At 66.4% G+C, this 14,816-nt stretch carries 14 protein-coding genes; 13 read left to right on the forward strand and 1 reads right to left on the reverse strand.

Translation table 11 applies throughout. The features are described 5' to 3' along the window. Positions 1-9 precede the first annotated feature (9 nt). From C0V72_RS12215 to C0V72_RS12275, 13 genes are all read left to right on the forward strand, one after another. Entirely contained in the window at positions 10-1,098 is a 1,089-nt protein-coding gene (locus C0V72_RS12215; protein ID WP_101794422.1) for a YeiH family protein, read from the forward strand. Further along, on the forward strand, positions 1,098-2,600 hold the full coding sequence (locus C0V72_RS12220; protein ID WP_101794437.1) for a glycerol-3-phosphate dehydrogenase: 1,503 nt from the start codon (positions 1,098-1,100) through the stop codon (positions 2,598-2,600). The genes C0V72_RS12215 and C0V72_RS12220 overlap by 1 nt, the downstream gene beginning before the upstream one ends. Continuing rightward, positions 2,597-3,169: an NADPH-dependent FMN reductase gene (locus C0V72_RS12225; protein ID WP_101794423.1), complete on the forward strand. Its 573-nt coding sequence runs from the start codon at positions 2,597-2,599 to the stop codon at positions 3,167-3,169. The genes C0V72_RS12220 and C0V72_RS12225 overlap by 4 nt, the downstream gene beginning before the upstream one ends. Then, positions 3,169-3,783, forward strand: a complete 615-nt coding sequence (gene ribB, locus C0V72_RS12230) for a 3,4-dihydroxy-2-butanone-4-phosphate synthase (protein WP_101794424.1) — start codon at positions 3,169-3,171, stop codon at positions 3,781-3,783. Before C0V72_RS12225 ends, ribB begins: the two co-directional genes overlap by 1 nt. Before the next feature lie 2 nt (positions 3,784-3,785). Further along, positions 3,786-4,982 (forward strand): molybdopterin-dependent oxidoreductase, encoded by a 1,197-nt coding sequence (locus C0V72_RS12235; RefSeq protein WP_101794425.1) that lies wholly within the window; start codon positions 3,786-3,788, stop codon positions 4,980-4,982. Continuing rightward, a complete protein-coding gene (locus C0V72_RS12240) occupies positions 4,979-5,317 on the forward strand; it encodes a cytochrome c (protein ID WP_143704584.1) in 339 nt (112 codons plus the stop codon). Before C0V72_RS12235 ends, C0V72_RS12240 begins: the two co-directional genes overlap by 4 nt. Before the next feature lie 161 nt (positions 5,318-5,478). Next, entirely contained in the window at positions 5,479-6,219 is a 741-nt protein-coding gene (locus tag C0V72_RS12245; protein ID WP_101794427.1) for a superoxide dismutase, read from the forward strand. An 80-nt stretch (positions 6,220-6,299) separates the two neighbouring features. After that, positions 6,300-6,728, forward strand: a complete 429-nt coding sequence (locus C0V72_RS12250) for a DUF2946 family protein (protein ID WP_101794428.1) — start codon at positions 6,300-6,302, stop codon at positions 6,726-6,728. A 126-nt stretch (positions 6,729-6,854) separates the two neighbouring features. Continuing rightward, positions 6,855-8,963 carry a TonB-dependent receptor family protein gene (locus C0V72_RS12255; RefSeq protein WP_101794429.1) on the forward strand — a complete coding sequence of 703 codons (2,109 nt, stop codon included), beginning with the start codon at positions 6,855-6,857 and terminating at the stop codon, positions 8,961-8,963. A 15-nt stretch (positions 8,964-8,978) separates the two neighbouring features. Then, entirely contained in the window at positions 8,979-10,604 is a 1,626-nt protein-coding gene (locus C0V72_RS12260; RefSeq protein WP_101794430.1) for a PepSY-associated TM helix domain-containing protein, read from the forward strand. A 100-nt stretch (positions 10,605-10,704) separates the two neighbouring features. Further along, positions 10,705-11,598, forward strand: coding sequence for an SDR family oxidoreductase (locus C0V72_RS12265; protein ID WP_101794431.1), 894 nt, complete (start codon positions 10,705-10,707; stop codon positions 11,596-11,598). 12 nt (positions 11,599-11,610) lie between these two features. Next, the gene (locus tag C0V72_RS12270) at positions 11,611-12,648 is read left to right on the forward strand and encodes an oxidoreductase (RefSeq protein WP_101794432.1); all 1,038 of its coding nucleotides are present in this window, start codon (positions 11,611-11,613) and stop codon (positions 12,646-12,648) included. 11 nt (positions 12,649-12,659) lie between these two features. Then, positions 12,660-14,330 carry a glycosyltransferase family 39 protein gene (locus C0V72_RS12275; RefSeq protein WP_101794433.1) on the forward strand — a complete coding sequence of 557 codons (1,671 nt, stop codon included), beginning with the start codon at positions 12,660-12,662 and terminating at the stop codon, positions 14,328-14,330. Between the two features lie 28 nt (positions 14,331-14,358). On the opposite strand, the gene C0V72_RS12280 is transcribed toward C0V72_RS12275, so the two are convergent. Further along, positions 14,359-14,733 carry a TylF/MycF/NovP-related O-methyltransferase gene (locus tag C0V72_RS12280; protein ID WP_101794434.1) on the reverse strand — a complete coding sequence of 125 codons (375 nt, stop codon included), beginning with the start codon at positions 14,731-14,733 and terminating at the stop codon, positions 14,359-14,361. Between the last annotated feature and the right edge of the window lie 83 nt (positions 14,734-14,816).

A 14,816-nucleotide genomic window follows, 5' to 3' on the forward strand; every position in this document is an offset into this window, starting at 1 on the left:
CGAACCGGAATGAAGCAAATGCCGCGCCCCGATTTCGAAGCCTTCGCAGGCGATCTGTTTGGCGAGATGATGCTTGCCGATACAGCCGCCGCCGCGCCCCGCGCGCGCAAGCCGCTGTCGCGCTTCGTTCCGGGCTTTGCGATCTGCATGATCGCCAGCGCAGCTGCCGCATGGCTGGCGCAGAATTATGGCGTGCCGGTGATCCTTGCCGGGCTGCTGCTTGGCCTCGCGCTCAATTTTGCCGCCGGAGACCCGCGCACACATGACGGGCTCGATTTCGTCTCGCGTCATGGCTTGCGCGGCGGGATCGTGCTGCTCGGCATTCAGGTCACGGTGATGCAGGTGATGGCGATGGGGGCGGTGCCGTTCCTTGGCCTTGCGCTGGTGATGGCCGCCGCGCTGATCGCGGCGCTGGCGGCGGCGCGCGCGACCGGGCAAAGCGCCGCGGTTGGCCTTTTGGGCGGCGGTGCAACCGCGATTTGCGGCGCGTCTGCCGCATTGGCGCTTTACGGCGTGATCGGGCGCGAACGGATTGATCAGGCACAGTTCACGCTGACACTGGTGATCCTGGCTGCCGCCAGCGCCATCGCGCTCGTCACCTATCCGCCGCTTACCCAGATGCTTGGCTTTACCGATGCGCAGGCCGGGTTCCTGACCGGGGCTGCCATCCATGATGTGGCGCAGTCGATCGGCGCGGGCTTTGCGGTGTCTGATGCCGCCGGTGCGCAGGCGACCGTGGTGAAGCTCACCCGTGTGGCGCTGCTGGCCCCGCTGGTGGCGCTGGCCGCTGTGTGGATTGCCCGCGCTGAGCCCTTGCCCCAGCGCACGGGCCGCGCGCGGGTGCCGCTGCTGCCGGGCTTCATCCTTGCGTTTCTGGCGCTGGTGGGGGTGAATTCGCTGGTCACCCTGCCCGCCCCGCTGGCCGGGCACGCGCTGACCGCGTCAAAAAGCTTGCTGCTGCTCGCTGTCACCGCCACAGCGATGCGGACGCGCACCGACCTGCTGCTGGGTCTGGGATGGCGCGCCGTGATGCCGGTGCTGGCGGCGACCATCGCCTCGCTGGGGACGGCGCTGGGTTTTGCATGGTGGATGATCTGATGGCTGAGCCAGAAAAAGCGACCTTTGATCTGGCCGTGATCGGCGGCGGCGTGAACGGCGCCGGGATTGCGCGTGACGCGGCCGGACGCGGGGCGCGTGTGCTGATGCTGGAGCGCGGCGATCTGGCCCAAGGCACCTCGTCCAATTCCACCAAGCTGATCCACGGCGGCCTGCGCTATCTGGAGCATTACGAATTTTCGCTGGTGCGCGAGGCTTTGACCGAGCGCGAAGTGCTGTGGGGCATCGCGCCGCATATCATCTGGCCGCTGCGCTTTATCCTGCCCCACCGACCTGGCCTGCGCCCGCGCTGGCTGCTCAGGCTCGGCCTGTTTCTGTACGACCATATCGGCGGGCGCAAACACCTGCCGACGGCGCAAGCTGTCGATCTGGCAAACCATCCGGCCGGCGCGCCCTTGAAGCCTGAATACACCCGCGCCTTTGCCTATTCCGATGGCTGGGTGGATGATGCGCGGCTGGTGGTGCTGAACGCCCGCGATGCGGCGGATCGCGGCGCTGAGGTGCGCACCCGCTGCGAGGTAACGGCGCTCACCCGCGAGGGCGACCACTGGCGGATTGAAGCGGGCGGGGAGACCTTCACCGCCCGCGCCGTTGTCAACGCCGCAGGGCCGCGCGTGCTTGATCTGCTGGGCCGTGCGGGCGAGCCGACCACCCAGAAAATGCGGCTGGTGCGCGGCTCGCACATCGTGGTGCGCAAGCTGTTCGACCATGATTATGCCTATTTCTTCCAGCTTCCCGACGGGCGGATCTTCTTTGCGATCCCCTATGAAAGCGACTTCACGCTGATCGGCACCACGGATGTCGACCATGATGGCAGCCTTGATGAGGTGCGCGCCAGCCCCGAGGAAATCGCCTATCTGTGCGCCGGGGCTTCGGAATATTTCCGCAGGGCCGTGACCCCTGATGACGTGGTCTGGACCTATTCGGGCGTGCGTCCGCTGATCGATGACGGATCGGGCAAGCCCGAAGCCGCCACGCGCGGTTACAGCTTCGAACTCGACGGCGGCACCGATGGCACGCCGGCGCTGCTTTCGGTCTTCGGCGGCAAGATCACCACCTACCGGCACCTTGCGGCCGAAGCCGTAACGCGGCTTGCCCCGTTCCTGCCGGGATTGGTGGCGGACGACTGGACTGGCACCGCGGCCCTGCCCGGCGGCGATTTCGGGCGCGGCGAAGCGGCCGACCAGATGCGCGCCCTTGGCCAGCGCTATCCGTTCCTCCCCCAGCGTGAAGCCCAGCGGCTGATCCGGCTGTATGGCACCCGTGCCGCCACACTCCTTGGCGATGCCACCAGCGCCGCCGATCTGGGAGAAGACTTCGGCCACGGGCTGACCGCTGCCGAGGTTGACTACCTGATCGCGCACGAATGGGCCCGCACCGCTGACGACATCTTGTGGCGGCGCACCAAGCTCGGCCTGCATTTCACGCCTGCCCAGACGGCGCGCCTCGCCGCTGCCCTCACTGAAAGGATTATCCCCGCATGACCCGAATCGTAGCCCTCGGCGGCACGGTCAATCCCGGCTCATCGACCGAGCAGGCCCTGCGCCTCGCCGCGTCGATTGCCGCTGCCGAAGGGGCCGAGGTGACGGTGTTCGGCGGCGAATATCTGACCGCGCTGCCGCATTATCTCGGCCCGCTGCATGATCCCTCGCAAGGGGCCGAGATGGTCGCGGCGGTCCGTGCAGCGGACGGCCTGCTGGTCGCCGCGCCGGGGTATCACGGCACCATTTCGGGCGTGGTCAAGAACGCGCTCGATTACCTCGAAGACCTGTCGCGCGACGAACGCCCTTATCTTGATGGCCGCGCGGTCGGGTTGATCGCGACCGCGTTCGGCGATCAGGCGTCCATGAGCACGCTGCTCACCATGCGCGCCATCACCCATGCCCTGCGCGGCTGGCCGACGCCGATGGGCGCGACGATCCGCACCTATCGCGGGCTGTTTTCGCCGGATGGCGAATGTCTGGACGAACGCGCACGCGGGCAGCTGGAACTGGTGGGCAAGCAGGTGGTGCTGGGCGCGAAGAGCTTCGCTGCTGGACGGGATCTGGCGTAATGAGCGCGGCCGATTTCGACGCGGCGCTTGGTGCGATTGCGGCGGGGCGGATCGTGGTGATTGCGGGCGACCGGCTGCGCGGCGGCGATATCGACCTGATGTGCGCCGCGCGCCATGTGACGCCCGAAGCGATCAATTTCATGGCCACCCACGGACGCGGGCTGATCTGTCTGGCGGTGACACCCCAGCGCGCCGAGCAACTTGGCCTCACCCTCGTCAACCCCGGCACCGCGCGCCAGACCGGGCGGCCCTTTGCCCGCTCGATCGAGGCAGCGCATGGCGTTTCGACCGGCATTTCGGCGGCCGACCGCGCGCATACGGTAAAGGTGGCGATGGCCGACGGCGCCAGCAGCACCGACATCCATTCCCCCGGCCACGTCTTCCCGCTGATCGCGCAGCCCGGCGGCGTGCTTGATCGCCCGGCGGCGTGCGAGGCGGCGATTGATCTCGCCCGGATGGCAGGCGCGGGCGATGCGGCGGTGATCTGTTCGATTATGCGCGACGATGGCGAAATGGCGCGGATCGACGACATTGGCGACTTGATCGCAGGCTATGGCTTGGCCGTTGCCCAGATTGGCGATCTGATCGCGCGGCTGGAAGGCGCGGAGGCTTGAGCGTGGCAGGCAGCACCCTCACCCGCCGCGCGCTGATCGCCGGGGCTGGCGGCGCCGCGCTGGCAGCCCCTGTTCTGGCGCAAAGTCTGGTCGATCTGGGCCTGCCGGGCGGGCCGAGCCTCCGTCCCCTTGACCCTGCCTTCCCCGGCAAGGGCGAAATGATCGTCCAGCGCATCCGCCCCCCGCTGCTCGAAACCCCGATGGACGTGTTCCGCGAAGGGGTCATCGCGCCCAATGACCGGATGTTCGTGCGCTGGAACTGGGACATGCCGACGGCGGTGAAGGCCGCGAACCACCGGGTCGCTGTGGGCGGCGCGGTCAACACGCCGGTTTCACTGACCCTTGATGAAGTCGCAGCGGCGGGCGAGACGGTAGAGGTTGTCGCGATCAATCAATGCGCCGGCAACGGGCGCGGATTGTCAGAACCCCGCGTGACCGGCACCCAATGGGGCAACGGCGCGATGGGCTGCGCCAAGTGGACCGGAGTGCGATTGCGCGATGTCCTCGCCAAGGCGGGCGTGACCGAGGGAGCCAAGCGTGTGCGGTTCGCCGGGCTTGACGTTCCGCTGACAGACGGCGCGCCGCAATTTATCAAGTCGATCCCGATGGATATTGCCCTGCGCGATGATGTGCTGGTCGCCTGGGCTATGAACGGCGAGCCGCTGCCGCTGCTCCACGGCTTTCCCTTGCGGATCGTGGTGCCGGGGTGGTTTTCGACCTACTGGGTCAAGATGCTCAGCACCATCGAAGTGCTGACGGGGGAGGATGACAGCTATTATGTCGCCAAATCCTACCGCATGCCTGCCGCCCCGATCACGCCGGAAGACAAGGATTTTGCCACGGTTCCCATCACCGAAATGCCGCCGCGCGCTTTCATCACCAGCCATGCCGATGGCGCGGTGGTTGCGCAGGGACAAGCACTGACGCTGGAAGGGATTGCGATGGGCGGCGCTGCCGCGCTGGCGCGGGTCGATCTGGTGGGGGACGGATGGGAATTGCCCTGCACGCTTGGCCCGGATGAAGGGCCCTATGCCTTCCGCCGCTGGCAGGTCACTGTGCCGCAAGTCACGGCAAACCTTGCGCAGATCGGCGTGCGCGCGGCCAATATCACCGGCGCGGTCCAACCCGAAACCCTCGCCTGGAACCCATCGGGCTATGCCCGCAACGTGATCGAGCGCATCACGCTGAGGCCGCAATGAGAGCCGCTGCGATCCCTCTCGCCTTCCTCGCGCTCGCTCTCGCGGCATGTGACAGCGCGCCCGTGGTAACCTTTGCCGACGCGTCGATCACCCTGCCCGACGACCCGATCGAATTGCCCGCGGGACCAGAACCGGGCCGCACCGCTGTGCTGGAGAACTGCACCGCCTGCCATTCGCCTTCGACCATGCTGCAACAGCCCAAGGTCAGCCGCGAAAAATGGGAGGGGATCGCACGCAAGATGATCGAGGTGTACAAGGCCCCCGTCGATCCGCAGGCGATCGGGCCGATTGCGGATTACATGGTGCATGTGCAGGCCAGCCAACCGCCGCGTTGACCGCCGCCCCTGGCGATTGACCGCGCCTGGGCGGCGCTTGGTCGATTATGCATCCGCCGGGCCGCCGACCCTGTAAGGTAGAATGAAACTTTTCGCGCCCGAGCACCTTGGCCAATGTGCCACGCAGTGCGTGCCCGACCTTCTGTCATGGAGACCCCCCTATGCCTGCCCGATCTTTCCTTCTGCTGACGCTCGCCGCCTCGCTGGCCTTCACTGCTTCGGCTGGTGCGGCGCAAGACCCGGCATCGGCCCCGTCACCGGCCCCTGCTCAGGCCCCGGCGGCTTTCACGCTCGCCCCCCTGCCCTATGCTGCCGAAGCGCTCGACCCGGTGATCGATGCCGAAACCATGCGCATCCACCACGGCAAGCACCATCAGGCCTATGTCGATAATCTGAACAAGGCGGTCGCCGCCGATCCGGCGCTGGCGGGCGCGGCACTGGATGATCTGGTCGCGCGCGCCGGCACTTTGCCTGCGGCAATCCGCAACAATGCGGGCGGGCACTGGAACCACACTTTCTTCTGGGAGACGATGGCACCGCTGACCGCGGTCGGCGCGCTCTCGCCCGAACTTGACGCGGCGATCACCGCCCAGTTCGGCTCGCTGGAAAAGTTCAAGGCCGCCTTCAAGGCCGCCGGCACCGCGCGGTTCGGCTCGGGCTGGGTGTGGCTGATTATCGGCGCGGATGGCAAGCTGGCGATCACCTCGACCCCCAATCAGGACAATCCGCTGATGGACGTGGCTGAGACGAAGGGCACCCCGATCCTCGGCAACGACGTGTGGGAACACGCCTATTATCTCAAGCACCAGAACCGCCGGGGCGATTACCTTGATGGCTGGTGGCAGGTGGTCGATTGGGCCAAGGTGTCGCAGCGCTATGCGGCGGCGACGGCGAGTAACTGAGCGGATCGCCCGCCGCCCGCCCTTTTCCCTGCAAGAGACATAATGACATCGCCGCGCCGCCTGTTTATGGGCGGCGCGCAATGTCCCGTTTGCGCGCCCTGATCCATGACCATCTCCGGCTGACGCTGGTGCTGCTGGCGCTGGTGCTGGCGGTGAAAGCCGTGATCCCGGCCGGGTTCATGCTGTCGGGCGATACGCAGCGGTTCCTGACTGTCACGATCTGTTCGGACGCCAGCGGCGTTCCCAAGCAGATGCAGATCGCGCTGCCCGCCAAGACCGGCGGGGCCAGCGATCACGGCAATGCGGCCGAAAAGGCCGCCGACAAGGGCAGTCCTTGCGCCTTTTCCGGCACCGGACATCCGATGCTGGGCGGCGCCGATCCGCTGCTGCTGGCAGCGGCGCTGGCGTTCATCCTGCTGCTCGGCCTTGCGCCGCTGCCCGCGCTGCCTGCGCGCGGCACCCCCTTCCTGCGACCGCCGCTGCGCGGGCCGCCCGCCTTTTCCATCTGATCGCTGCGATCCGCCCGCTGGCCTGAGCCACGGGTGCGGATCGGTCTTGCTTGTCGGCCCGGCATATCCGGGCCGCAGGTGCCGCGACGCTGCGCGCTGCACCGATAAAAAATCGGACGTATAACAATGCACTACCTCACCTTCCGCCGCTCGCTTTTGAGCGCCACTATGCTTGCCCTCCTCCCCGCCGCCGCCCACGCGCAAGGCATCGGCCAGCGGCAGGATGAAATCATCGTCACCGCGAGCCTTCAGGGCACGCCCACCGCCCCCACCCCCGAAGCCGCCCGCGCCGAACTGGAACGCGTCCCCGGCGCCACCGGCCTTGTCGAGGATGAAGGCTTTGCCGATATCTTCGCCCAATCCATCGGTGACGCGCTGGAGCTGACCCCCGGCGTTTTCGCCGACACCAGCGCCCCGCGCGAAAGTCGCATTTCGGTGCGCGGATCGGGCCTCAATTCCAGCTTCGAACGCCGCGGCCTCACCGTGCTGCGCGATGGCGTACCGATCAGCCGCGCCTCGGGTTCGACCGAGTTTCAGGAGGTCGACCCGCTGACCGTGCGTTACATGAAAGTGTTCAAGGGCGCGAACGGGCTGCGCTATGGTGCGGCATCATTGGGCGGGGCGGTGAACATCGTCAGTCCGACAGGCCGCACCGCCCGCGCACCGATTGCCTTGCGGGCCGAGGGCGGCAGCTTCGATACGGTCCGCGCCAATGCGTCGCTGTCAGGCACCAGCGGCGACATTGACTATTGGGGCGGGATCACCGGCCTCACCAGTGATGGCTATCGCGAGCACAGCGATGTGCGCAGCCTTTATGGCCATGCCAACCTTGGCTGGCGGGTGTCGGACACTGTCGAAACGCGCTTCTACGTCACCGCACTTTCCGACAATTTCGAACTGGCAGGCTCGCTGCGCCTCGCCGATGCGCTGGCCAACCCGCGTGCGGCGGGCCGCCCGGTGACGGCGGGGCCCGTGGTGCTCGACCCCGGCCCGGTGGCCGATGACTGGGACCGCAATCTCGACGTCTACCGCGTCTCCAACCTCACCGTGATCGACCTCGGCAGCACCGATCTGGAGCTGGGCGCATGGTATGCGCGCCGCAACCTCGACCATGCGATCACCCGCTTTGCCGGGATCATCGTGCAGGGCGAGGACGAGGTCGGCGTTTCTGCGCGGCTTGCCGGCACTTTGCCGATCCTCGCCGATCAGAGCCGCTGGCAGCTGGGGGCGATCTATGCCTCCTCCAGCAATGACGCCAGGACCTTCGCCAACAATTCGGGCGCGCGCGGGGCGCTGCGCACGCGGGCGGATCAGGATTCGCAGACGCTGACTGTCTATGGCCAAGCCGATCTCGGGCTGACCGATGCGGTCACGCTTGTCGCAGGCGGGCAATATGCGCGCGCGGTGCGTGATGTGACCGCGATCCTCGCGTCGGTGACGGGCCGGGGGGAGTATGACCAGTTCAACCCGCGCATCGGTTTGCTGGTGGATGCTGCGCCTAATGTGCAGTTTTTCGGCAATATCAGCCGCAGCTTTGAAGCCCCCAGCCTTGGCGATCTCACCAGCGGCGGGGCCTTTCCCTTCGCCCCGCTCGATCCCCAGCGCGCGACCGTGTTTGAAGTGGGCACGCGCGGGCAGGCGGGGATCGTCTCATGGGACATCGCACTGTACCGGGCCGAGTTGGAGAACGAATTCCTCGATCTTGCCGTACCGGGCGCGCGCGGGCTGGTGACGGTCACGGCCAATGCCGACAAGACGGTGCATCAGGGTCTCGAATTCGGCGTCGATGTCCGGCCGTTCAAGGAAGCGCTCGAAGCCAATGGTCAGGCCCTGCGGCTGAGCGCGGCCTATACCCTCAATGACTTCAGCTTCGATGATGATGCGGCCTATGGCAACAACGCCCTCGCAGGGGTTCCCCGCCATGTGCTGATCGCCGAAGCGCGGTTCGACAAGGTCGATCGGTTCTACCTCTCGACCACCCTGCGCTACATCCCCGATGGTCCGTGGGCGGACTATGCCAACACCGAAAGAGCGCCGGGGTATGAAACGGTGCAGATTACCGCCGGGGTCACGCTGACCAAGGGGATCGAGCTGTTCGGATCGGTCGAAAACCTGTTCGATACCGTGTTCATCTCCAACGTCACCACCAACGCCAACCAGCGCCTGACGGGCGAAGCGCTCTACACCCCCGGGCAAGGGCGCGCCGTATTCGGCGGCCTTCGCGCGGCGTTCTGAGGGAGGGACGCGGCGATGAGCATGAAGAACAAGACCGCGCGCTGGTCTTTCTCCAAACACCAGTGGCTGGGACTGGTCGGCGGCATCAGCCTGTTGATGTGGGGTCTGTCGGGCCTCACCCATATCGCGATGGTGCTGTTCGGCCCGCAGCAGGCGCAGTTCATGCCGCCGCCTGCGGCAGTGGCGCTGGAAGGCGCACGGCCCATCGCCGCAACCCTTGCCGGCAAAGGCATCACCGAGGCGGTGGCGGTGAAAACCGTCCCCGCCCCGGGCGGCGGGGTGCTGTGGCAGGTGACGGGCCAGCCGCAAGCCGAGCGGCGCTATTTCCGCCCCGCCGACGGGGCCGAAATTGCCGAGGGTGACAAGGCGCAGGCCGAATTCCTCGCCCGCCACTATCTTGGCACGGATCGCCCCTTGACCTCGGCCCGGCTGCAAACCGAGTTCGATGCTGATTACCCCTGGGTCAACCGCCTGCTGCCGGTGTGGAAGCTGGAGTTTGCAGGCGATGATGGGCTCACCGCCTATGTCCACACCGAAACCTCCAGCCTCGCGGCCGTAAACAACAGCGCCAAGGCACGGCTGCAATCGGTGTTCCGCGCGCTGCACACCTGGGAATGGGTGCCGAGCGGGATGGAGTGGCTGCGGGTGCTGGTGATCGGGGCGATGGTCACGAGCCTGCTCGCTTTGGCGCTGACGGGGATCGCGATGCTGGTGACGGTGCGCCGCAAGAAGCGCCAGCCGGGCGCGCGCGGCTGGCACCGGGCGGCGGGTTATGTGCTGGCGCTGCCGCTGATCATGTTCTCGGTCTCGGGCATCTGGCACTTGGTCCAATCTGCGCTGATGCCGCCGCAGAGCAACCTTGCGATGGGCCGTCCGCTCAAGCTGGCAGGGGGGCAGTGGCCGATCGAGGCGGATTGGCCACTGATCGCCAAGGGGCGCGACATTGCCTCGGTCGCGCTGGTCGAAGGCGCGGCGGGCCAGCCGCTCTACCGCATCGGGCTTGCTCCGCCCAAGGGCGCGATGGGCGGCGGCGAGCATGACCATGGCCCGGCCAAGGCGGCGATTGCGCATGGGATGGAAGGCCACGACCACGCGGCCATGATGGCGGCGCAGGCGAAGACCCCCACCACACCGCAGGAAATCCGCGAGGCGCGGTTCGCCGGGATCAGGCCCGATGGTCCGGCGATCTACCTTGATGCGGCCACCGGCGCGCCCGTGCCAGCCGGCGACAAGGACCTGGCCCGCGCCATTGCAGGCCGCTTCACCGGCGCGCCTGACAGCGCGATCACGGGCATGGAACTGGTCACCCGGTTCAGCCACGAATACGACTTCAGGAACAAGCGTCTGCCGGTCTGGCGCATCGATTACGGCGCACCTGTCAAGGCCAGCGTCTTTATCGATACCGGGGCGGGTGTGCTGGTTGACCGTGTGGCGGATTGGGAAAAGCCCGAACGCCTCGCCTTCAGCTTCATCCACAAATGGAACTTCCTGTTCCCGATCGGCCGGTTGGGGCTGAACATGGTGGTTGGCGCTGTCGTGATCGCGCTGATCGGGTTCATGGTGGTGCTGGGCCTCAGGATGGACCTTGCGCGCCGCCTGAAGCAACGCCGCAGCGCGCATCAGCGCCGCGGCGAAACGTGAAGAGAATAAGCCGCGGGCATGCCTCATCGGGATTGCACCCTTTGGGGCATTGCCCTAGGCAGCGCCCGCAAATTGATGAAATCGGCGGGATTGAAGCTTGATGCGTTTTCTTGTGACGGGCGGCGAAGGCATGTTGGGCCGCGCCTTTGCCGGACTGACCCCGCAACTGGCCGGCGCGGCAGTGTTCGCGCCGGGCAAACATACCCTCGACGTGCGCGATACAGGCGCGATGCTGGCCGCAGCGCCCCATGCGCAAGACGGCTGGGTCGTGCATTGTGCCGCCATGGTCAATGTCGAAGGCTGCGCCCGCGATCCTGATACCGCGCGCGACATCATCGTGGGCGGCACCAAAAATGCCATCGCGCTGGCCCGCGCGGCTGGTGCGCGATTGTTCTACCCGCAGAGCTTTCTGGTGCATGACGGGCGCGAAAACCCGATCCCGGAGACTGAAACACCCCGCCCGCTGGCGCTGTATGGCGAGCTGAAATATGAATGCCAGCGTCTGATCGAAGACGCCTTCGACGATGCACTGATCGTGACGATGGCTGGCTTTTTCGGCGGCGAGGAAGCCGATAAGAACTTTGTCGGGCGGATCATCCCGGCGATGCACGCGGCCATCCTGCGCGGCGAAACCCGCTTTACCATTGGCGACCGGGTATGGCAGCCGACCTGGACCCACGACCTTGCGTTCAATTCGCTCCACCTGATGCAGGCGGGCTGCGCGGGCCGTTACCAGATGGCCTGCCACGGCGAGGCGAGCTTTGCTGACCTCGCCGCAGAGATCGTCATCGCGCTGGGGTGGAGCGACCGGCTGGCCATCGATCCGGTCGATGCCGCGAGTGTTGCTGCCAACGAGTTGGGCCGCCGCCCCGACCGCGCCGTGCTGTCATGCGAGCGGCTGCGCGCCGAACGCTTTGATCTCCAGCGCGATTGGCGGGCGACCTTGCACGCCTATTTGCGCCATCCGTTTTTCAACCAGTACCGGTTTTCCTGAGAGACCCCGATCATGACCATGCTGTCCAAGCCGCTTGAAAACCCCGCCTTCATCGCGCTGCGCAACCGCACCGTCATGTCGGCGATGAGCCGCAGTTTCGCCGATGCCGAGCGCTGCGCAACCGACGAAATGGCCGCCTATTACGCCCGCCGCGCAGCGGGCGGCGCCGGGCTGATCCTGACGGAAGGCACGCTCATCCACGCATCGGGCGATGGCTGGGTCAATGCGCCTTACATCGCCGAAGCCAAGCACGCAGACGCCTGGCGCAAGGTGGTGGACGCCGTCCATGCCGAAGGCGGCGCGATTGCCTGCCAGTTGTGGCACATGGGCCGCATCAGCCACGCGGATTTCACCGGCGATGCTCCCGTCAGCTCCACGAACCGCGCTGCTGCCGGCGTCAACCGCCAGAACAACAAGCCCTATGGCGAGCCGCGCGCGCTCGAAGCGCATGAAATGCCCACCATCTATGGCTACTTCGCCGATGCGGCCGAGCGCGCGCTGGATGCCGGGTTCGATGCGGTGGAGCTGCACATGGGCCACGGCTATCTGCCCGATCAGTTCATGGACGGGCAGGTCAATGACCGCACCGATCAATATGGCGGGTCGGTTGAAAACCGCTGCCGCTTTGCGCTGGAACTGGTGGAAGCGGTGACGGCCCGCGTGCCGGGCAGCAAGGTGATGGCGCGCATTTCGCCCTCGCGCATGATGGGCGGCCTGTATGAATGGCCCGATCTTGATGCGATGATCGCGCATCTCATCCCGGCACTGTCGCAGCTGGGCCTGGGCGCGCTCGATGTGAGCTGTGCCAATTCGCCCTATCATGAAACCGCCGGGCGCATGGTGCGCAAGATCCGTCCGCTGTTTGATGGCGTGATTGTCGCCGGTGCTTCCCTGTCCGCGGACGAAGCCGAAGCCGAACTGGCGAGCGGCATGGTCGATGCGATCACCTGGGGCCGCGCCTTCATCGCCAACCCCGATCTGGTGCAGAAGATCGAGCAAGGCCAGGAGCTCACCCCGTTTGACGACGCGATGCGCAGCACGCTTGTCTGATCCGGTTCGGCATGTCCGGCGCAAGTGAGCCCCCAACCGCCGCGCGGCGGCGGGCGGTGCGCGCACTGCCTGTGCTTGCGGCGGCGCTGCTGGTTCTGGCGGCGGTGCTCAGGTGGTATGGCGCCGGCTTTGGCCTGCCTGCGCTGAATGATCCTGACGAGCTGATGTTTCAGCTGGGCGCGGTGCGGATCCTGACCAGCGCTACGCTTAATCCCGGCTGGTTCGGCCATCCGGCCACCACCACCATGTATGCGCTGGCGCTGGTCGATATCGGGGTGTTCCTGTCAGGCTGGCTCAGCGGCGCCTATGCTGGCTCGGCCGAGTTCGTGGCGGCGCTCTATCCGCGCCCGGAAATGCTGATTCTGCCCGGCCGGCTGGTGATGGCTGCATTTGGCGTGCTGGCGGTGTGGCAGACCTTGCGGCTGGGGCGGATGCTGCGGCCGGGGGCGGATGGCTGGATCATCGGCCTGTTTGCCGCCGCCTTGCTGGCGACCAGCCCGGTGTTTGTCCAATATGCGCAGATCATCCGGTCGGACATGATGGGCACGGCCTTTGTGATGCTGTGCCTTGGCGCAGCGCTCAGGATTGCCGATGATGGCCACACCGCCGATTATGGCTGGGCCGCGCTGTGGCTGGCGCTGGCGGTGGCATCCAAATGGCCTTTTGCCATTGCCGCGCTGTCCGTGGCCGGGGCCTGCCTGTCCTACACCTGGCACGCCGAAGCAAACGCCCGCGACCAGATGCTGCGACTGGCCGGGTTTGCCGTGCTGGCCCCTGTCTTGCTGGTGGTCATCTCGCCCTATCTGGTGCTGGATTACCAGACCGTGCTGGTGAACCTGACGGGTGAGGCCCGCCCGCAGCATCTCGGCTCGACCGGAGCCGGGCCGCTGGGCAATGCGTGGTGGTATATCAGCGGCCCCTTGTGGTCGGGTTTTGGTGCCGGCGGCCTTGTGCTGGCGGCAGGCGGGCTCGCCGTCATGGCGCGCGATGCCCGGCTGCGGCTGGTGCTGGTGCCCTTTCTAGTGGTGCATTTCGCTATCATCTGCCTGCATGATTTGCGGTGGGAACGCTGGGTGGTTCCGATCATGCCGATCCTGGCGCTGGGCGCTGGCCTGATTGCAGCGCGATTGATCGCGCTGGTCAAAGCGCAGCCGCGCCTGGCCCAAGGCGCGGTGCTGGGCGCGCTGGTGGTGATGCCGCTGACGCTGGTTCCGCCCACGCTCAGCGCCGCGCGGATGCGGATGAACGACACCCGCCAGCAAGCCACCGCGTGGGTTGATCGCCGCGCAGCGCAAGGTGCCACCATCATGATCGAACATTTCGCTTTCGACATGGTGCACCGCGCGCCCACGGTGTCCTTTCCCCTCGGCACGATCGGCTGCGTCAACGCGCAGGCAATGCTGGACGGGCGGATCGATTATTCGCTGGTCGAAGGCGCGCGCAAAGGGCGCTCCAAGTTCGATTACGGCACGATGGCCGCCGCGGCCCGGCCCACCTGCACATCAGACTATTACGTCGTCACCGAGATGGAGCGTTACGCGGCCGAGCGCGGCGCCTTCCCCGCAGAATACGGCGCCTATGCCGCCTTGCTGGAGGACGGCGTGATTGCCGCAACCTTCCGCCCTGAACCCGGCATCAGCACCGGCCCTGTGGTGCATGTGATCGCGCGGCGCGCCCCATAAGGCGTGCGAACCGCGCGCGCGGGGGCGGTTACTTCAGGACCACCAGCGAACCGGCGAAATCGGGCAAGGGCATGGCAGGAACAGGATGCTTTGCGAGAAAAGCATCGACCGCGTGGCGCACACCGGAATATCGCTTGTTGTTGTAATCATGAATGAAGATGAAGCCGCCGGGCGATAGGCGCGGATAGAAATACTCCAGCCCGGCCAGCGTCGGAGCGTAGAGATCAACGTCAAGGCTGACAAAGGCAAAGGTGTCTTCAACGCCGTGCACGCTGTCGGGGAACATGCCCTGATGAATGCGCACCTGCCCGGGGTTCGGCATGCGGGCCATCACTTTTTCGGCGCTGGTATCCTGAAAATCGCCCACGGCCGCAGCCGAAAAGCCATTGGTGTCAATGGACACCCAGTGTTACGAGCTAAGGCGACACCCAGTGTTACGAGGTGTCTCGTTGTGACCGTGCGATGATTTCAGGGGCGGGGAGCATG

Source organism: Porphyrobacter sp. TH134, from assembly GCF_002855495.1.
Lineage (GTDB): Bacteria > Pseudomonadota > Alphaproteobacteria > Sphingomonadales > Sphingomonadaceae > Erythrobacter.